The organism is Vibrio rotiferianus CAIM 577 = LMG 21460 (assembly GCF_002741985.1).
Classification (GTDB): Bacteria; Pseudomonadota; Gammaproteobacteria; order Enterobacterales; family Vibrionaceae; genus Vibrio; species Vibrio rotiferianus.
In genome coordinates this window covers 82,032-101,657 of sequence record NZ_APHW01000008.1, presented here as the reverse complement: position 1 = coordinate 101,657, position 19,626 = coordinate 82,032, and the positions used below count along the sequence as shown (strand labels likewise).

General features: G+C 44.6%; 20 protein-coding genes and 1 pseudogene. 11 read left to right on the top strand and 10 right to left on the bottom strand.

Going from position 1 to position 19,626, the window contains the following annotated elements; all coding sequences use genetic code 11:
* Positions 1–63 precede the first annotated feature (63 nt).
* Positions 64–1,655, top strand: a pseudogene (locus B853_RS03940) (cation:proton antiporter domain-containing protein).
* A 229-nt stretch (positions 1,656–1,884) separates the two neighbouring features.
* Positions 1,885–3,549, top strand: a complete 1,665-nt coding sequence (gene asnB, locus B853_RS03935; RefSeq protein ID WP_010446787.1) for an asparagine synthase B — start codon at positions 1,885–1,887, stop codon at positions 3,547–3,549.
* Between the two features lie 343 nt (positions 3,550–3,892).
* Here the strand turns inward: asnB and rfaH are convergent, their stop codons facing one another.
* Positions 3,893–4,387, bottom strand: a complete 495-nt coding sequence (gene rfaH, locus B853_RS03930) for a transcription/translation regulatory transformer protein RfaH (RefSeq protein ID WP_010446786.1) — start codon at positions 4,385–4,387, stop codon at positions 3,893–3,895.
* A gap of 331 nt (positions 4,388–4,718) precedes the next feature.
* Between rfaH and B853_RS03925 the strand changes: the two genes are divergently transcribed.
* A complete protein-coding gene (locus B853_RS03925; protein ID WP_038885296.1) occupies positions 4,719–6,107 on the top strand; it encodes a peptide MFS transporter in 1,389 nt (462 codons plus the stop codon).
* Positions 6,108–6,199: 92 nt separating this feature from the next.
* On the opposite strand, the gene hemH is transcribed toward B853_RS03925, so the two are convergent.
* The 3 genes from hemH to htpG form a co-directional block, all read right to left on the bottom strand.
* Positions 6,200–7,165, bottom strand: coding sequence for a ferrochelatase (gene hemH / locus B853_RS03920; protein ID WP_038885297.1), 966 nt, complete (start codon positions 7,163–7,165; stop codon positions 6,200–6,202).
* 140 nt (positions 7,166–7,305) lie between these two features.
* On the bottom strand, positions 7,306–7,950 hold the full coding sequence (gene adk / locus B853_RS03915; protein ID WP_005425498.1) for an adenylate kinase: 645 nt from the start codon (positions 7,948–7,950) through the stop codon (positions 7,306–7,308).
* A gap of 319 nt (positions 7,951–8,269) precedes the next feature.
* The gene (htpG, locus tag B853_RS03910) at positions 8,270–10,174 is read right to left on the bottom strand and encodes a molecular chaperone HtpG (RefSeq protein ID WP_038885298.1); all 1,905 of its coding nucleotides are present in this window, start codon (positions 10,172–10,174) and stop codon (positions 8,270–8,272) included.
* Between the two features lie 269 nt (positions 10,175–10,443).
* Here htpG and B853_RS03905 point away from each other — a divergent pair, with 269 nt between their 5' ends.
* From B853_RS03905 to B853_RS03890, 4 genes are read left to right on the top strand one after another with little or no spacing between them, the layout of a single operon-like run.
* Complete coding sequence (locus B853_RS03905; protein ID WP_038885299.1) at positions 10,444–11,322, top strand: transcriptional regulator; 879 nt, start codon at positions 10,444–10,446, stop codon at positions 11,320–11,322.
* A gap of 11 nt (positions 11,323–11,333) precedes the next feature.
* Entirely contained in the window at positions 11,334–11,849 is a 516-nt protein-coding gene (locus B853_RS03900) for a regulatory protein ToxS (RefSeq protein ID WP_038885300.1), read from the top strand.
* Positions 11,850–11,895: 46 nt separating this feature from the next.
* Positions 11,896–12,651, top strand: coding sequence for a sulfite exporter TauE/SafE family protein (locus tag B853_RS03895; RefSeq protein WP_038885301.1), 756 nt, complete (start codon positions 11,896–11,898; stop codon positions 12,649–12,651).
* 23 nt (positions 12,652–12,674) lie between these two features.
* On the top strand, positions 12,675–12,953 hold the full coding sequence (locus B853_RS03890; RefSeq protein WP_038885302.1) for an Rdx family protein: 279 nt from the start codon (positions 12,675–12,677) through the stop codon (positions 12,951–12,953).
* Positions 12,954–13,006: 53 nt separating this feature from the next.
* On the opposite strand, the gene yfcE is transcribed toward B853_RS03890, so the two are convergent.
* The 6 genes from yfcE to B853_RS03860 all read right to left on the bottom strand — a co-directional run bounded on the left by yfcE (position 13,007) and on the right by B853_RS03860 (position 16,235).
* Positions 13,007–13,552, bottom strand: coding sequence for a phosphodiesterase (gene yfcE / locus B853_RS03885; protein WP_038885303.1), 546 nt, complete (start codon positions 13,550–13,552; stop codon positions 13,007–13,009).
* 85 nt (positions 13,553–13,637) lie between these two features.
* Entirely contained in the window at positions 13,638–13,847 is a 210-nt protein-coding gene (locus B853_RS03880; protein ID WP_010446774.1) for a hypothetical protein, read from the bottom strand.
* Positions 13,848–13,971: 124 nt separating this feature from the next.
* A complete protein-coding gene (locus tag B853_RS03875) occupies positions 13,972–14,376 on the bottom strand; it encodes a CBS domain-containing protein (RefSeq protein ID WP_010446771.1) in 405 nt (134 codons plus the stop codon).
* Complete coding sequence (locus B853_RS03870) at positions 14,373–14,723, bottom strand: P-II family nitrogen regulator (RefSeq protein ID WP_010446770.1); 351 nt, start codon at positions 14,721–14,723, stop codon at positions 14,373–14,375. Before B853_RS03870 ends, B853_RS03875 begins: the two co-directional genes overlap by 4 nt.
* Complete coding sequence (locus tag B853_RS03865) at positions 14,713–15,504, bottom strand: DUF1538 domain-containing protein (protein WP_038885304.1); 792 nt, start codon at positions 15,502–15,504, stop codon at positions 14,713–14,715. The genes B853_RS03870 and B853_RS03865 overlap by 11 nt, the downstream gene beginning before the upstream one ends.
* On the bottom strand, positions 15,501–16,235 hold the full coding sequence (locus B853_RS03860; protein WP_010446766.1) for a DUF1538 domain-containing protein: 735 nt from the start codon (positions 16,233–16,235) through the stop codon (positions 15,501–15,503). The genes B853_RS03865 and B853_RS03860 overlap by 4 nt, the downstream gene beginning before the upstream one ends.
* A gap of 240 nt (positions 16,236–16,475) precedes the next feature.
* Between B853_RS03860 and B853_RS03855 the strand changes: the two genes are divergently transcribed.
* The 4 genes from B853_RS03855 to B853_RS03840 all read left to right on the top strand — a co-directional run bounded on the left by B853_RS03855 (position 16,476) and on the right by B853_RS03840 (position 19,569).
* A complete protein-coding gene (locus B853_RS03855) occupies positions 16,476–17,393 on the top strand; it encodes a TIGR01777 family oxidoreductase (RefSeq protein WP_038885316.1) in 918 nt (305 codons plus the stop codon).
* Positions 17,394–17,430: 37 nt separating this feature from the next.
* Positions 17,431–18,258: an SDR family oxidoreductase gene (locus B853_RS03850; protein ID WP_010446761.1), complete on the top strand. Its 828-nt coding sequence runs from the start codon at positions 17,431–17,433 to the stop codon at positions 18,256–18,258.
* Between the two features lie 74 nt (positions 18,259–18,332).
* A complete protein-coding gene (locus tag B853_RS25925; RefSeq protein WP_077201018.1) occupies positions 18,333–18,515 on the top strand; it encodes a hypothetical protein in 183 nt (60 codons plus the stop codon).
* Positions 18,516–18,714: 199 nt separating this feature from the next.
* Positions 18,715–19,569, top strand: a complete 855-nt coding sequence (locus B853_RS03840) for a thioredoxin family protein (RefSeq protein WP_038885305.1) — start codon at positions 18,715–18,717, stop codon at positions 19,567–19,569.
* The last annotated feature ends 57 nt before the right edge of the window (positions 19,570–19,626 follow it).

Sequence of the window (19,626 nt, the reverse complement as noted above, 5' to 3'; positions counted from 1 at the left end):
GTTACAATCTCGGGCTGTGGTTTCACAGCCCGTTTTTGTATATCAGGAATATAGCTCAACAGTATGGAAATTATTCTAATTACAACGGCGTTTATCGCCGGCTTCATCGCTCTAAAATGTAACCTCCCCCCCCTTTGGTCGGCTTCCTACTTGCAGGTTTTGGCTTGCATGCATTTGGCTACCAAAGTAATGACGTCATTGTCACGCTCGCAGATCTTGGTGTGACCTTGCTGCTTTTCACCATTGGTTTAAAGCTGGATGTAAAAACGCTGCTTTCTAAAGAAATTTGGGGCGGTGCTACAGCGCACAATATTCTCTCGACTCTTTTCTTTGCGCTGGTTCTCGTTGGGCTGAAGTTGCTTGGGCTTTCATCCCTTGCCACCATGGATCACAGTCAGATCCTATTACTTGCCTTTGCGCTATCTTTCTCAAGTACCGTATTTGCCGTTAAAACTCTACAAGAAAAAGGTGAGATGAATGCTACTTACGGTACGTTAGCAATTGGTATTCTGGTTATGCAGGATATTTTTGCTGTGGTCTTCCTTACGGCTTCTACAGGCAAGATTCCAGAGTGGTACGCCATAGGTTTATTTGCATTACCGCTCCTTCGTCCATTGTTCTACAAGCTGCTCGATAAAGTAGGTCACGGTGAAATGCTGGTTCTGTTCGGCATCTTTTTCGCGTTAGTGGTTGGTGCAGGCTTATTTGAACTGGTCGGTATGAAACCAGATTTAGGGGCTTTGATCTTAGGTATGCTACTGGCTGGTCACCGTAAAGCGTCTGAGCTATCAAAATCACTCTTTAATATGAAAGAGCTCTTCTTAGTCTGTTTCTTCCTTAACATCGGTTTATCTGCGTCATTGAGCTTTACAGGTGTTGGCTTAGCACTGCTATTTATTCTGCTGCTGCCAATCAAGGGCTTGCTCTACTTCCTGACCATCAACCACTTTAAGTTCCGTGTGCGTACTTCATTGCTGACATCGTTATCACTTTTCAACTACAGTGAATTTGGTTTGATTGTTGGTGGCTTGGCCTACAAGATGGGGTGGATGCCTAGCGACATGCTGGCAGCAATTGCTGTTGCGGTGTCTATTTCATTCATCATTTCAGCCCCGCTGAACAGACTTGGCCACCAGATTTACCAACATTCTGGCAAATGGTTGCAAGAAACTGCAGCAGAAAAACTGAACCAACGCGACCAACTCATCAATCCCGGCCATGCCCAAGTCTTAATCCTTGGTATGGGTCGAATTGGCACTGGTGCTTACGACGAATTACGCGCTCGCTACGGTAAGATTTCGCTCGGCGTCGAAGTTCGTGAAGACGCCGCTCACAAGCATCGCTCTGAAGGCCGCAATGTCATCTCTGGCGATGCGACTGACCCAGATTTCTGGGAGCGTATTTTAGATACAGCAAACGTCAAACTGGTTTTATTGGCGATGCCGCATCACCAAGGTAACCAAACTGCGCTAGAGCAGCTGCAGAGTCGAAACTATAAAGGGCAAATTGCAGCGATTGCCGAATACCCAGATCAACTTGAAGGCTTGCTAGAGACCGGCGTCGATGCCGCATTCAACATCTATAGCGAAGCTGGTAGTGGTTTTGCACGTCATGTTTGCGATCAACTTCAACCTCAATTTACGCCGATGAAATAAGCATCGAGGTGGATATTTTTACCAAGCCCTCTTTCAATAAGAGGGCTTTTTTGTACATTTCTTAAACCAAACCTTGATCTCATTCATTAAAGATGGATAATTTTTAAATAAAATCTAATCAACAAGCCTTTTTATCATTTTTTTAATCACAAAACGTTGCTTTTTTTACTCAGAATGGCAAATTGAATCCATACCGATTAAAAATTGTTTAGTTTAAAAAGGATGTTGTATGTGTTCAGTATTTGGCATTTTAGACATTAAGAGCGATGCAGCGGCATTGCGCCCTATCGCACTTGAGATGTCGAAAAAGCTTCGTCACCGTGGTCCCGACTGGTCTGGTATTTACTCATCAGAGCGCGCAATCCTAGCGCATGAACGTCTGGCGATCGTTGGTCTAAATAGTGGTGCCCAACCGCTATACAGCCCTGATAAAAAACTCATCCTTGCTGTAAACGGTGAAATCTACAACCACAAAGAGATTCGTGCTCGCTACGAAGGCAAGTACGAATTCCAAACCGATTCAGACTGTGAAGTGATCCTAGCGCTATACCAAGACATGGGCGCTGACCTTCTGGAAGAACTAAACGGCATTTTTGCATTCGTACTTTACGATGAAGAAAAAGACGAGTATTTAGTAGGTCGTGACCACATCGGTATCATTCCGCTTTACCAAGGTTACGATGAGCACGGCAACTACTACGTTGCATCAGAAATGAAAGCACTAGTACCCGTGTGTAAAACCGTGAGTGAGTTCCCTCCAGGTTGTCACTACAGCAGTGCAGATGCGGAGCCTCAGCGTTACTACACCCGCGACTGGAACGAATATGCAGCCGTACAAGGCAACAGCACAAGCAAAGAAGAGCTAACTGAAGCGCTAGAAGCAGCAGTAAAGCGTCAGCTCATGACAGACGTGCCATACGGTGTACTTCTTTCTGGTGGTCTGGATTCTTCTATCACATCAGCAGTTGCAAAACGATTTGCAGCGATGCGTATTGAAGACGATGAGAAATCTGAAGCATGGTGGCCACAACTGCACTCATTCGCAGTGGGCCTAGAAGGTGCACCAGACTTGAAAGCCGCTCGTGAAGTTGCAGACCAGATTGGTACGGTTCACCACGAGATGACATACACCATTCAAGAAGGTTTAGATGCGATTCGTGATGTGATTTACCACATTGAAACCTACGACGTAACAACGATTCGCGCTTCAACACCAATGTTCCTAATGGGTCGCAAGATCAAAGCAATGGGCATCAAGATGGTACTGTCAGGTGAAGGCGCAGATGAAATCTTCGGTGGTTACCTATATTTCCACAAAGCGCCAAACGCGAAGGAATTCCACGAAGAGACTGTACGTAAGTTGCTTGCTCTGAACATGTTTGACTGTGCACGTGCTAACAAGTCACTAGCAGCATGGGGTGTAGAAGGCCGTGTACCTTTCCTAGACAAAGAGTTTATTGATGTAGCAATGCGCTTGAACCCAGCAGACAAGATGTGTGGCAACGGCAAGATGGAAAAACACATTCTTCGCGAATGTTTTGAGCACTACCTTCCAGAGTCGATCGCATGGCGTCAAAAAGAACAGTTCTCTGATGGTGTAGGCTACAGCTGGATCGATACGCTCAAAGAAGTTGCAGAACAGAAAGTAACGGATCAACAAATGGAAACGGCGCAATTCCGCTTCCCTTACAACACACCAACGACGAAAGAAGGTTATGTGTACCGCGAGATCTTCGAAGAGTTGTTCCCACTGCCATCTGCTGCAGAGTGTGTTCCTGGTGGTCCGTCAGTAGCGTGTTCTTCGGCTAAAGCGATCGAGTGGGATGAGTCGTTCCAAAACTGTGTCGACCCATCGGGTCGTGCAGTACAGACCGTTCACAACGACGCATACTAATCTTATTGAGCTTTTATTAGGGCTGGCTCCCCCAGCCTTGAATACAGGTAAGATAAACACGATCAAAAAGAGGTGCTTTCGCACCTCTTTTTCTATTTACTAGGGCCTGCTGATCTTTTGAGCTGATTTTTGCAGCACTTTGTGGGAAATTTCTACAAGGCAGAGGCTTTGAAGTGTAGCTAGCCTACATGAGAAGCCGATAACGCTGTAGAAATGAACCACAAAGGCTGCCCGAAGGGTTCGGTTAGAATCGTTTTATACTTCTTGCCGCGCCTAAAACGATTCTGACTAGGCGTCCCCATCCGAACAAAATTTAACCGCGAAAGATCAACAGACCCTAGCATCACAAGTCGAGATCTTTATTCTCAATACTGACAGGTACGCTTTGCGTAATCATTTTCACCAGCATCATTGAACGCTTCTCGCCATCTTTTTCTTGGAAGATCGCTTCTATACCAGCAAACTGACCACTCTTAATACGAATCATGTCTCCTTGCTTTGGCAAGCAACTGGCTGTTACTTGTTCGATTTGATGTTCCGATTCCCTTAGTTCAGAAATCAATGCTCCATCCACTTCTGTGGGTTGTGAGCCAAAGCGAACAAAGTCAATGACACCTCGAGTTGAACGAACTGCCGTAAATGTTGGTCCTTGCTCATAGTCAAACTTAGCAAAAACATAGGAAGGGAAAAGAGGCTCATTAACGACCTGCCTTTTCCCTCGTAAAATCTTTTCGACTTCTACCGTCGGATAGAAACACTCTACCGATTGGTTCTCTAAGTGCAGTTTCGCTCTAGCCTGCTCACCACGCTTACAATAAATCAAATACCAACGTTTCATTTTTTATATTCGCCTACTGCTTTTTTAATTATCGTAGCATTATCAAGAAAACGAGTCATTCCCGATCAAAATCATATACGTAACACCAAAACACATCCACGAAATCAATAACTTAAAACAACCCAACGCCGCAAAAGTCTATAACCAAAACTGAAAAGTAAGTTTGTAATACAAACATTACACCGACAAAAACACTGGATTTACACTCAAAAACAGCAACTTAGCAAAGGATTACTATCGAAACATGAAATTTTATTATTTGTCATCGCACAAATTGCAATGTATACGTAGATTTCGTTAAAAAATGTAATAACTACTATTAGAAGAGCTTATGTCAAACCAACATCAATACTTTGGTCACCCACGTGGCTTGTTCTTATTGTTCGGAACTGAACTATGGGAACGCTTTTCTTACTACGCAATGCGCGCCATTCTAGTACTTTACCTGACTGACACAACCATGAACGGTGGTCTTGGCTGGTCGACTAAAGATGCTCTAGATCTTTACGGCATCTATACTGGACTTGTCTACATCACTCCTCTTATCGGTGGCTACCTTGCGGATAACTACTTAGGTCAACGCCGCTCAATCCTGATTGGTGGTGCGTTGATGGCTGTTGGTCAATTCACGCTAGCGATGCCTGCAGATGCTCTAGGTCTTGGTTCTCTTCACACTTTCTACCTAGGTCTTGGACTTCTTATTGCTGGTAACGGCCTGTTTAAGCCAAACATCTCAACGATGGTAGGTGACCTATATCAAGAAGGTGATAACCGTCGTGATGGTGCTTTCACTATTTTCTACATGGGTATCAACATCGGTGCATTGCTTGCTGGCGTTGTATCAGGCTCAGTAACTAACGAATTTGGTTGGAAAGCAGGTTTTGTTGCCGCTGGTATTGGTATGCTTGTCAGCCTTGTTATGCAAATGACATTCGCTCAGTCTTGGCTTGGTGATATCGGCCGTGAACCAGCAGCAAAACGCGATCTAGCAAACAAGAATTCAGAGAAAAAAGAGCCACTAACGAAAGAAGAAGTGGATCGAATCAAAGTTATCCTAGTGATGAGTTTGTTTACTATCGTTTTCTGGGCTGGCTTTGAGCAAGCTGGTGGTCTAATGAACATCTACACGCAGCAATACACGGATCGCATGATCGGTGGCTTTGAAGTTCCAGCAGCGTGGTTCCAATCACTAAACCCATTCTTCATTATCACCCTTGCTCCTGTATTAGCAGTACTTTGGGTAAAACTAGGCAAACGTGAACCAAACTCACCAATGAAATTTGCCTTAGCTATGTTCTTCCTAGCTCTAGGCTTCCTATGCATGGTTGGTGCAGTTATGGAACAAGGTGGTGACACTGCTGTTAAAACATCAATGCTATGGCTAGTGGGCGCATTCTTCTTCCATACCCTTGGTGAACTGTGTCTATCTCCTATCGGTCTATCTCTAGTAACAAAACTAGCTCCGCTACGTCTTGCTTCGCTTATGATGGGTGCATGGTTTGGTTGTAACGCGATCGCAAACTACGTTGCAGGTTACGTAGGCTCTCACGTGGGCGAACTTGGTGCGCTAGCTATCTTCAGTGGCATCGCAGTTACTGCAACAATTTCAGGCGTGGTTCTACTGTTGTTCTCTAACACGCTAGTTCGTTGGATGCACGGTGCTGAAAACACGCACAGCACAGCAGAACAAATTGAAGAGCAACAAACTCAAGTTGCTTAATATAAAGTGCAAATAAAAACAAAGGGTCGCAATCGCGACCCTTTTTGTTTTCTGACACTCAAACGACGTTGGTGATAGATTTGGATTAAGCTTTATAGCTTAGAACGAACAAGCTCAGTCATCATTTCGATGTGATCATCGTTGTCGTTCAAACAAGGGATATAGCTAAAGCTCTCGCCACCAGCCTCTAGATAGATTTCACGACACTCTTCAGAGATCTCTTCAAGCGTTTCTAAACAGTCCGCCGAGAAAGCTGGGGTTATAATGTTCAGCTTCTTCTTACCTTGGCTAGGTAGCACTTCTAGGGTCTTATCCGTGTATGGCTGTAGCCACTCTTCGCGACCGAAGCGAGACTGATACGTCATGCCGATCTGCTCTTTATTCAAGCCTAGCGCTTCACCAAGCAAACGTGTCGTCTCTTCACAATGCTTAGGATAAATATCACCATTATCTGCGTATCGTTTAGGAATACCATGGTAAGAACACAGCAAGTAATCACCTTGGCCATGCTCTGCCCAATGGTCACGCACCGATTGCGCCAATGCAGCGATGTATTGGGGATGGTTGTGGTAATCACGGATAAAGCTAAACTCTGGCATTACAGGCATTTTTTTGAACGCCTTCGTCATACCGTCAGAGACGGCGGCCGTCGTTGTGCCAGAGTATTGCGGGTAAAGAGGCAATACAATCACTTCCTCTACCCCCTGAGCCTGCAGCGCTTCAAAGCCTGATTGTAAGCTTGGGTTGCCGTAAGTCATACCCAACTCAACTGGCATATCGAGGGCAACAGCTAACTTCTGAGCTTGTCGTTTTGAGTACACCATTAAAGGCGAGCCCTCTTCCATCCAGACTGACTGGTACAGCTTGGCAACTTTCGGTGAGCGAATTGGCAAGATGACACCGTGAAGAATTGGACACCAAAGCCAACGCGTCATATCAACGACACGATGATCATGAAGAAACTGACTTAAAAAGCGTTTTACAGCTGGTGCAGTTGGCTCATCAGGCGTACCCAAGTTAACCAATAACACGCCCTGTTTATTATTGTTGTTTTTCATAACATCCTATTCATGGTGATCGGCTTGCTTTGTACGGTGGAACGAACCAGATGGTTCATCGTACTTACAGGCAAAAATAAAAAAGCGACCCAAAGGTCGCTTTTAAATATATCAAAATATTAAATTTTGCCGTTAGCAAATTATGCTAGTGCTTTCTCAATATCTGCGCTTACTTCTGCAACTTGCTTAGTACCATCGAATTTAAGGTACTTAGTGTTACCTGCTTCAGCTTCTTTACCGTAGTAGTTGATAAGTGGCGCTGTTTGCTCGTGGTAAACACCTAGACGTGCACGTACTGTTTCTTCTTTGTCGTCATCACGAACAACTAGGTCTTCACCCGTTACGTCGTCTTTACCTTCCACTTTTGGTGGGTTGTAAACAACATGGTAAGTACGACCTGAAGGAAGGTGAGCACGACGACCAGCCATACGCTCAACAATCACGTCATCCGCTACGTCAAATTCAATAACGTAGTCTACGTCAACGCCCATTTCTTTTAGGCCGTCAGCTTGAGGGATAGTGCGAGGGAAACCATCTAGTAGGAAACCTTTTTCGCAATCGTCTTGAGCAATACGCTCTTTGATTAGACCAAGGATGATTTCATCAGAAACTAGCTGACCAGCGTCGATAACAGCTTTAGCTTGTTTACCAAGCTCTGTACCTGCTTTGATAGCAGCACGAAGCATATCACCAGTAGAGATTTGTGGAATACCGTATTTATCCATGATGAAGTTTGCTTGTGTGCCTTTACCTGCACCTGGAGCACCTAGAAGAATGATGCGCATGATTTATCCTCTTTAATATTTAAGATTTATACCGAAGCTCACAATAGCTGGGCTTCCAGGAATCAATCCTGCGAAGCACTGGCAACGATAAGTTTCGGTATAACGTTTAGGCGAGCCAAAATACACGCCTTATTACTCACATTCAAGTGTTGCGATTCTAACACAGGTTAACGATGCAATGAGCAGGTTAAGACTAAAGAATGTTAGCAATGCCTGCTTTCTTGTCTTATTGATTACTAACTCAACACTTAAAGTGTGAATCTATGCGGTAGCAAACAAAAAGCCCGCATTTTGCGAGCTTTTTGCTGATATTTGACTATTAAACCTTAGTCAAAAGCTTGTTGATGGCACCGACAAATTGCGTTGGATCTTCCATCGAACCTCGCTCTGCCAGCATTGCTTGGCCTAGTAACACTTCTACCCAACGTCCGAATGCTTCTTCATCTGCTTCGTCCGCCATGCGCTTCACTAGTTCATGCTCTGGGTTAATTTCGAAGATGTACTTCACTTCAGGTACCGCTTGACCGGCGGCTTCGAGAAGCTTCGCCATCTGCGTACCCATTTCGAAATCATCCGTCACGACAACCGCTGGCGTAGCAGCAAGTTTGAACGTCGTACGAACTTCTTTCACTCGGTCGCCTAGGTAAGACTGGGTGCGCTCAACAACAGATTTGAACTCTTCTTCAGTTTCTTTCTGCTTTTCTTTTTCCGCTTCGTCTTCAAACTTACTTAGGTCTAAACCTGCTTTAGTAATCGACTGGAACTGCTTACCATCAAACTCAGTCAGGTAGTTCATCAGCCACTCATCAATGCGGTCAAACATCAAAATAACTTCGATGCCTTTCGCTTTGAACTGCTCTAGATGCGGGCTGTTCTTCGCCGCTGCGTAGCTGTCTGCCGTTAGGTAGTAAATCTTATCTTGGCCTTCTTTCATGCGTTCAATGTAAGAAGCCAAACCAACGGTTTGTTCAGCAGAGTCCACTTCAGTAGAGGCAAAGCGCAATAGACCGGCAACTTTCTCTTTGTTTGCCATGTCTTCTGCCACGCCTTCCTTCATCACAAGGCCGAATTCTTTCCAGAATGATTGGTATTTATCTTCATCATTCTTCGCCATACGCTCAAGCATAGTAAGCACACGCTTGGTACATGCGTTGCGAAGTGACTGAGTAACCTTGTTATCTTGCAGAATTTCGCGTGATACGTTCAAAGGCAGATCGTTTGAATCAATCAAACCACGAATAAAGCGCAAGTAAGAAGGCATAAACTGCTCAGCGTCATCCATGATGAATACGCGTTGTACATACAGTTTTAAGCCTGATTTATGGTCACGGTTCATCATGTCCCATGGTGCTTTCGCTGGGATGTAGAGCAAGCTCGTGTAGTCGTTCTTACCTTCTACCCGGTTGTGGCTCCAAGTAAGAGGATCAGCAAAGTCATGAGAAACATGCTTGTAGAACTCTTGGTACTCTTCTTCAGAGATATCTGACTTATTGCGCGTCCAAAGCGCTTGGGCTTTGTTGATTTGCTCCCACTTCTTCTCACCCGTTTCGTTACCTTCGTCATCACGAACCGCTGTTTGGATAGAAACCGGGATACCGATATGATCAGAGTATTTGCTGATCACATCACGCAGACGCCATTCGTTTAGGAATTCTTTACCTTCTTCACGCATATGTAGCACGATATCCGTACCACGAGTGTCTTTGGTGATAGTCTCGATGGTGTAATCACCTTCACCTGCAGAATGCCATTGAACCGCTTCGTCAACCGCTAGACCCGCTGCACGAGTGCGAACAGTTACCGCATCGGCAACGATGAACGCCGAGTAGAAACCAACACCAAATTGACCAATTAGCTGAGAGTCTTTACTCTGCTCATCAGATAATTTTGAGAAAAATTCTGCCGTCCCTGATTTTGCAATCGTACCTAAGTGTTCAATCACATCATCACGGCTCATACCGATGCCGTTATCAGAGATGGTTAATGTGTTCGCGCTTTCATCAAACGCAAGCTTGACACCAAGGTCTGCATTGCCCTCAAACAAGTCTGGGTTAGATAGCGCTTGAAAACGCAGTTTATCCGATGCATCAGACGCATTTGAGATCAATTCGCGCAGGAAAATCTCTTTATTCGAATAAAGAGAATGAATCATAAGGTGAAGTAGCTGTTTTACTTCAGATTGAAAGCCACGAGTTTCTTTGTTTTGAGATACGGTCTCGCTCATGTTTGCTCCATATATCTAAATTAACGGCCATAATTGGCGTAGCCTGATAGGCATTTAATCATTCAATGCCAACGTGAGATGCTATTTAACATGTGGCTGACAAATGTAAATTCAAGGTCAATATTGGTAAAAACGGTGTTTTTTTAGAAAAATTTGTTTATCCTTGATGCATAAAACCTTCTAAAATTCACTATTTTGATCTTGTTATTGCAGAATAAATGCGATGCAAATCACCACTATTACAAAATCATCCATCTAAGAAGAACTAAATGACTAACATCGGCACCAAATTCCTACTTGCTCAAAGGTTTATCTTTGACCCAAATAGCAATTCTCTCGCTGACCAACAAAGTGGCAATGAAGTTGTTCGCTTAGGAAGCAATGAAAGTCGAATTCTGCTTATGCTTTCAGAGAGACCAAATGAAGTATTAACCCGCCATGAGCTCCATGAGTTTGTTTGGCGAGATCAAGGCTTTGAGGTGGATGACTCAAGCCTAACTCAAGCGATTTCTACATTGCGAAAAATGTTGAAGGACTCAACAAAATCCCCCGAGTTTGTAAAAACGGTACCAAAACGCGGCTATCAGTTGATTTGTAGTGTCGAAAGAATGAGCACTCCAACCTCAGAGCCAAATGCCGAGCTTGAAGATGTCGACGCTGAAGAAAGCACTTTGGAAAATGTTACCGAAGAGATTCAAGCGCAACCTCAGGTTGAAGACTCTGTATCAACAGATCCAAGCTCAGTAAGCGGCAACGCAACACCACTTTCAGCGGCAAAAGTAAGTTCAAAAAACAACTGGTTCACGCGTGCCATTTTATTCGTTGCTGTACTGCTGCCAATCATCGTCTTTACCCTCACTAAACCAGCTGAATCTCAATTTCGCCAAATTGCAGAGTTTAGCGGTGTACCCGTTATGACTCCGGCAAACCACCCTCAATTGATGCAGTGGATGCCTTCCATCGAGCAATGTGTTGCTCGATACGTAGAAAATCATACAAACGATGTAATGCCAGTGAAAGTTATCGCTACTGGAGGTCAAGGTAATAAGCTTGTATTGAACTACATTCACGATACGGACCATTCATATGAAAATGTGACATTGCGTATTTTTGCTGGTCAAAACGACCCAACTGACATCTGCAAATAATAGGAGGCATGATGAAAATTAAACTCGCTATTGCGGTGTTAGCCGTGTCTGCATTATTTAGTAGCTGGCTTTATTGGGGCAGTGACCTAAAAGTAGAACAAGTTCTGACTTCTAATGAGTGGCAGTCCACTATGGTTACCGTCATTACAGATAATTTACCTGATGACACTGTCGGTCCATTACGCCGTGTCAACGTTGAATCGAACGTCAAATACTTACCTAACGGCGATTACATTCGCGTAGCAAATATTAAGTTGTTTGCTCAGGGTTCATCTGCTGAGTCCACGATCAACATTTCAGAAAGAGGACGCTGGGAAGTAAGTGACAATTACCTCTTAGTTACCCCATCAGAGTTCAAGGATATCTCTTCATCTCAGTCAAAAGATTTTACTGACAAACAGCTGCGCTTAATTACGCAGATTTTCCGACTGGATGCCGAGCAAAGCCGTCGCATCGACGTGGTTAACGAAAAAACGTTACTACTGACTAGCTTGAACCACGGTTCTACGGTACTGTTTAGAAACTGATTTTGATTCAATGATAAGGGGCCAAGATGGCCCCTTTATTTCACGCATGGATTGGCTAGATACTCTCACTCTCTTCTTCGGTTCCCTTGTTGCAAATACACTCGCTTCCCTCTCTGGTGGCGGTGCTGGTTTATTGCAATTTCCGCTATTGATCTTTCTCGGCTTGCCCTTTTCTGTCGCACTTGGTACACACAAAGTGGCTTCAGTGGCACTTGGACTAGGTGCGGCAAGCACACACCTCAAAGCGGGCACAATAAAACCGAAAGTCGCACTTTATCTGATTCTAGTCGGCAGCATTGGTGTCGTGATTGGTGCGAATCTGATTGTCCAAATACCTGACAATATCGCTGAGAAAATGCTTGGTGCGATGATCCTTGCTCTTGGCATCTATTCCCGCTTTAAAAAAGAACTTGGCCAAGTCGAGCTTGCTACCCACCGAGATACATTTGGCTGGATCTTGGGCGGATTGGGGTTGATGTTAATAGGCATAGTCAATGGTTCTCTGACCGCAGGTTCAGGTCTCCTTGTGACGCTGTTCCTCGTGCGTTGGTTTGGGTACGACTACAAGCAAGCAGTGGCTTACACCATGATTTGTGTCGGTCTGTTTTGGAATGGTATTGGTGGTGTTGCCGTCGTACACGCAGGCGCTCCGATTCATTGGACGTGGCTACCCGTGCTGTTATTGAGTTCATTTTTAGGTGGTAGTTTAGGCGCGTGGGCAGCAACTCGATACAGCAATCGCGTTATCAAGATTGCGTTTGAGATCCTCACCTTTGCTGTCGGCATCAAACTGCTACTTTAGTCTTTAGAGAAAGGAAATAAGAAATGGATAAAGCCATCATAGACATTTACTACTGTCGCCAGTGCAATTGGATGTTGCGCTCTACTTGGCTATCGCAAGAGCTGCTTCATACTTTCAGTGAAGAGATTGAAACCATCAGCTTGCATCCGGACACAGGTGGCCGTTTTGAGATTTTTTGCAACGGCACGCAAATTTGGGAGCGTAAAAAAGACGGCGGTTTTCCTGAGGCTAAAGTCCTTAAACAACGAGTAAGAGACATCATCGACCCAGAGCGTGATTTAGGCCATTCAGAAACAAAATAGGGAGCCAATGGCTCCCTATTATTTAATATCTGATGTGCTCTATGACTCGTTGATTAAATCGTTGTTTGAGCTAGCACTGCACCTTCCGGCGTTTGCACGGTTAGTGTGTTACCTTCCATCAAACCATAGCTGCGCGGCAAACCGTTTCGAGGAAATGTCATCGAGCCAGGGTTAAAAATAACAGCCCCGTCTTGTTCCTCTGCCACTGGTATATGAGTATGGCCGTGAGCAATAATGTCTCCCTCACGCAATGGTGGACGCTTACCACTATGATACAAGTGACCATGAGTTAAGAAAATGCGCTTGCCGGATTCTAAAAGGATCCACGCATAGTCTGTCATCATTGGAAAGTTCAATAGCATCTGGTCAACTTCACTGTCACAGTTACCACGTACCGAAATAATCTGTTCACTGTATTGATTCAGAAGTTCTGCCACTTGTGGCGGATTGTAGCCTTCTGGCACTGGGTTTCTCGGCCCGTGATTGAGCGTATCTCCAAGTAAGATCAAGTGCTCTGCACCAGAGGCTAAATACAGTTTGATGGTTTCTTCTGTTGCTGGCAAAGAACCGTGCAAATCTGAGGCAAAAAATAGTTTCACGACATCGTCTCCTCAAAAAGAATGACGCCATTCTACGGCTTTCTTATATAACCTCAACAGCGATTCAGCTTCAGTACGGATTCAACTACTGCTGACGAGCAAACTCAATCATCATAGGCAAAAGGTAAAACCAGAAGGCATAACCAAAACCAATCAATGCAGCTAGCCATAGTGTCATCGACAGAAACTTAGATTTAGCCAAATGATTTAGAGGATCTGGCTCTCCACACCCCGGGCAACTGTGTGCTCGTTTTGAAATCTGTCTTTCGCAGACAGGACAGGCAACTAAAGGCATTCACTATTTCCTTAAAATTCTACTCTTTGCAAAAGGATAAAATGCATACTTCGGTTATGCAAAGGGATTTATAGCTGAAATAATGCTGTTCACTCCCAGTCGCTTGAATGAGATTAATGATCAGCTATTCCCCTTTCGCCATCCCATTCATGACAATGTTATTGTAACTAACCATGCCAATGACTTGACCATTTTCAATCACTGGTGCCCGACTAATACCAAAACGCTCAAATAACCGCGCACAATATTTTACGTTCATGTTAGGGTCGACTGTCAGCGCTGGTTTAGTCATGATTTCGTAGATATTGGTTCTTTGAGGAGATCGATCAACGGCGAGCACTTTTTTTGCAATGTCGTTCATCAGCACAATACCAAACTCATCATCTTGATTGCGTTTCTGGACGACTAATGCTTTGACCTGATGTTTTCGAGCCAGACCGATACCTTCATGAACCGTCATAAGTCCATCAACGATAACGTAGGTGGATGCCATCACATCTCTAATACGAATGATTTCTTGATTACTCATAGCTCATCCTCAACAACCTTTGCTAATGTCTCGACTTGGTGCGCAACACCCACTGCGTCTTCCACATCGATTTGTACCGCGATTCCCTGACCGGATTCTTGGTCAAACTCTCCGACCTCACTGATCGTTTCTAATATATGCCGCGAAAGATGCTCTTCAACGACAAATAGCAACACATCTTTCTGTACTTCAAGAGTGAGACCAAAGAAGGTACGTTTTTGATTTAAACCTTGCCCTCGGGCGTTATTGATGACCGTCGCCCCGGTTGCACCTGCTTCGCGAGCGGCATCCAACACTGTGTCGGTTTTGCTATCCTCCACAAAGGCCAGAATTAATTTAAAGCGCATTTTCTTTCTCCTCCGCGGTATCTTTATTCAACCACTGGGTTATTTGGGCATAGCCCATCACAGAAATCATAGGAAATAGACTGGCAAAAGCGATTAAGCCAAAACCATCAATCATCGGGTTTCGTCCAGGTACAGTAGACGCAAGCCCTAATCCCAAAGCCGTAACCAATGGGACAGTGACCGTCGATGTCGTCACCCCTCCCGAGTCATATGCCAAGGGAATGATTAACTTTGGTGCATATAGTGTTTGAATAACCACCACTATATAACCCGCTATGATGTAATAATGAATAGGGTCACCCACAACAATTCGATAGCTACCCAAAGCAATACCAATGGCCACCCCTAACGCAACCGCAATTCTGAGTCCGTTAACACTAATACTTCCCCCAGACACTTGATTTGCCTTGATGGCAACAGCGATAAGCGAAGGTTCAGCTATCGTGGTACTAAAGCCAATACAAAACGCGAATAGGTACACCCAATAATAGTCAACCCAACTCAGAGCTTTACCCAGTGAGACTTTAAATTCGATCAAAAAGTCAGGAGCTGTTAGCTGCATCGCCATTGTTTCACCTAATGGAAACAACGCCATTTCGAGCCCGATTAAAAAAAGAGATAATCCTAAAATAACGTAGAAGAAGCCAAGTATGACTTTAGAGAGGTTGGTAACAGGACGTCTCAATACCGCAAGTTGGAAACCAAAAATAATGGTCGCGATAGGCACGACATCACGAACGGTGGAAATAAAAGTATCCGAAAACTGAGCAAATGAGATCATGCCACCACCATCCCATAAACCATCACAAACATCATCGGTAGAAGGGAGGCAAAAGCAATCAACCCAAAACCATCAATCATCGGATTACGACCTTTGATCGCAGAAGCAAGCCCTACTCCCAAAGCGGTTACCAAAGGTACGGTAATCGTAGAGGTTGTGACGCCGCCAGAATCGTAAGCAATACCAATAATATTCTCTGGAGCAAACCCGGTTAGAATGACAACACCGATATACCCACCAATAATCATATACTGAATTGGCCAACCTTTGAGGATGCGTAGAACACCGAGCACGATTGCAATCCCTACCGACAATGCAACTGTGAGACGTAAGCCATCCGCGTATTCTTCCATCGCTTCTTCGGTATTGAGTATCATCCCGCCCTCAGCTGCCACTTCTGAAGCTTCATCAGCAACAGCAGTCAGAGCTGGCTCTGCGATGGTTGTTCCAAAGCCAAGACAAAAAGCAAAAATAAGCAACCAGAATACGCTGCCTTTTCTGGCAAAAGCCTGCGCCATGCTTTCTCCAATCGGAAACAACCCCATTTCCAACCCAAAAATAAAAAACGTCAGGCCAAGAACAACCAGCAATAAACCGAAAAGAATTGGAGCGATGTTGGGTAGCGGCTCTTGTAAAACAACCAGTTGGAAAAAAGTAATCACAACAACAATAGGAAGTAAGTCCCTTGCGCTGCTTAGACAGGCGCGAAATAGTGCCAACAATGCTGCCATTCAATTCCCTTTTTTGTATGTGCTTTTTTTAGAATGACATAGTTTTGAACAAGCGAGTGTGAGCAATATTCCGACATAAATAACATTTGGTTACATATGTTAAAAATGTGAACTAAGTGGGAGGGCAATGACTTAAATTGGGAATGTGCCAATGTATCAACATCAATTGAACACATCACTGATCATCTCAGTCAAAAAAGACTATAATGAGTAAATATGTCTTTAACTCAAAGGGATACCATGAAGATACTGCTTACTGGCGGCACTGGTTTTATTGGTTCAGAATTGATGAAGTTACTCACAACTCATCAAGTACTTTTGTTAACTCGCAATCCCGCACAGGCAAAACAGCGTCTTCAGCATGCTGATGTTGGAAATATTCAATACTTAGACTCTCTTAACTCCCTTGAAGATCTCAACGACATTGATGCCGTAATTAACCTCGCAGGAGAGCCAATTGCAGATAAACGCTGGACCAAGCAGCAAAAAGAGCTTATCTGCAGTAGTAGGTGGAAAATAACGGAGCGAATTGTCGAGCTAATTCATGCCAGCACCAAGCCACCTTCGGTGTTTATAAGTGGTTCCGCTGTTGGTTACTACGGCGACCAACAGGATCACCCCTTTGATGAAGCGTTGCATGTGAATAGCAACTGCTTTGCCCATCAAGTTTGTGAAAAATGGGAACAAATCGCAAAACATGCCGAATCTGAGCAAACTAGAGTTTGTATAATACGCACTGGTATCGTACTTGGCCAAAATGGTGGCGCGTTGGCAAAAATGATCCCTCCCTACAAGTTTGGTTTGGGTGGGCCACTGGGTAGCGGCAACCAGTATATGCCTTGGATACACTTACTCGATATGGTGCGAGCAATAATGTACCTATTAGAAACGCCTCATGCTCACGGACTCTTTAACCTATGCGCTCCTCATCCAGTTACCAACAGTATTTTTAGCAAGACATTAGCAAAAACCTTAAAGCGTCCCCACTTCATGCGTTCTCCTAAATGGGTGATGGAGCTAGCCATGGGCGAGGCAGCTTGCCTACTCTTCGATAGTGCGCGAGCTAAGCCGAAAAAGTTAACCGAACTCGGCTTCAAGTTCAGTTACTCTAGAGTTGCCCCAGCCCTCAAACACTTGCTTCAAGACCGAAGTTGTTGAATCATAAGGCTCACGCCCTCTCAGTGAGCCCTATACCATGAAAAAGTCAGTTCTTATCACCGGATGCTCCACTGGCATCGGTTACGTATGTGCCCATGCTTTGCAAAAGGAAGGCTTCCACGTCATTGCTTCCTGCCGACAAGACCAAGACATCGAACGCCTAACCAACGAGGGCTTAACGTGTATTAAGCTTGACCTTAATGATCCTGAGAGTATTTCATCCGGCGTCGCGCAAGCGCTCGAGCTAGCTGAGGGTAAACTTTATGCCGTCTTCAACAATGGCGCTTACGGTCAACCGGGTGCTTTGGAAGACTTGCCGACAGAGGCCCTTCAAGCACAATTTCAAACCAACTTCTTCGGCTGGCACCAACTCGTAAGAGAAGTGCTACCGCACATGCGTAAACAGGGTGAAGGGCGCATCATCCAAAACAGCTCCGTACTCGGCTTTGCCGCCATGAAGTATCGTGGCGCCTATAACGCATCTAAGTTCGCGCTAGAAGGCTGGACAGACACCCTACGTTTGGAATTGATGGATACCAACATCAAGGTTGCATTGATCGAACCAGGGCCGATAGAGACCCAGTTTAGACAGAATGCCTTAAAGGCGTTTGAGCAGTGGATTGATGTGGAAAGCAGCGCCCACAGAGCAGCTTACGAAGGGCAGAAGCAGCGTTTAGATAACGACAAGTCGAACAACAAGTTTGTGCTTCCTGCTGAATCTTGTATTGAGCCCGTGCTTCACGCACTCAACAGTGATAAACCAAAGATTCGCTACAGAATCACCACACCAACCAAAGTCTTTGCCGTTTTAAAGCGCCTATTACCAACTCGTCTTCTTGATAAAATTTTGCGACAAGCAGCATAAAAACTTTTTATCACAATGTAATTTTACCGTAACAATGTGATGTCATTATGAGCATGTAGGTTAAGAAAACCTCAATGTTCGAATCAATTTCTAGGTTAGTATCTTCATCCATCGAGCCTGAACGCGATGTGGATACTCACTTTAGATTTGGTATCGCCACCCTTTCTGTTTTGTATTTTCGCGAGACAATAATGACATTAAATCAGCTTAACTGGCTTAGTGTGGGTGTAGTGTTGACCATGTTCATCCTATTTTGATACCACACCCGGCACACAACTATAACGTCTAACAAGACTCTATTAACCCGTGCTGCACTTGCCAAATTTAATAGCACTTTCGCTTGCTATCAGGAATACGCTGCTTCGGCAGCGTTTTTCCTTTCTATCGCTTGAATTTCCCAAATATCAACTCCATATCTACAATCAACGACAAGAAACAAAAAGCAAGGATACTCTGATGCAATCCCCATTTATCGTTGAGTTAACAGAACAAAACTTCCGTGAAACGCTTGAAGGATCAATGAACACGCCGGTGTTGATTCATTTTTGGGCGAGTGCTCAACCAGAAAGTGCACAAGTGATTCCTGAATTACAAATGCTGACTCAGCAATACAACGGCGCTTTCACCCTTGCTCTATTGAACTGTGAACAGCAGCCTGCTCTTGCTTCTCAATTCGGCGTGCAAGTGCTACCGACCATCGCATTGTTTATGAATGGTCAAGCAGTCGATGGGATGGGTGGCCCTCAGCCAATTGACGCGATTACGGCAATGCTGCAAAAGCATCTACCAAGCCAAGATGAAATGCAGTTGAAGCAAGCTAGCGAACTGCTCCAACAAGGTGAACATGCTCAAGCTTTGGCGATTCTACAAACGTTATCGGAAGAGCTTCAAAACCGTGGTGATGTAAAACTAGCGATGGCAGATTGTTTACTGGAAACCAAGCAGTTTGAATTGGCACAAACGCTGTTGGGTGCGATTCCACTGGAATACCAAGACAACTACTACAAAGGTTTGATCGCGAAGTTAGATCTACATCTTCAAGCCGCAGATAGCCCAGAGCTTCAACGCCTTGAACAAGAGCTAGCCGCAAACCCTGATAATTTAGAACTCGCGTGTGAGCTTGCTGTTCAATACAACCAAGTCGGCCGTGATGAAGAAGCACTTGAGCTACTTTGGAACATTCTCAAAGCTAACCTTGGTGCACAAGACGGTGAAGTGAAGAAAGTCTTTATGGATATCTTGAGCGCACTTGGCCAAGGTAACGCATTAGCAAGCAAGTACCGCCGTCAACTTTACTCGATTTTGTACTAATCAAACCTTCGTAAAGTTAAAGAGTTTGAATAGAAAAGGCCGGAAAATCTCCGGCCT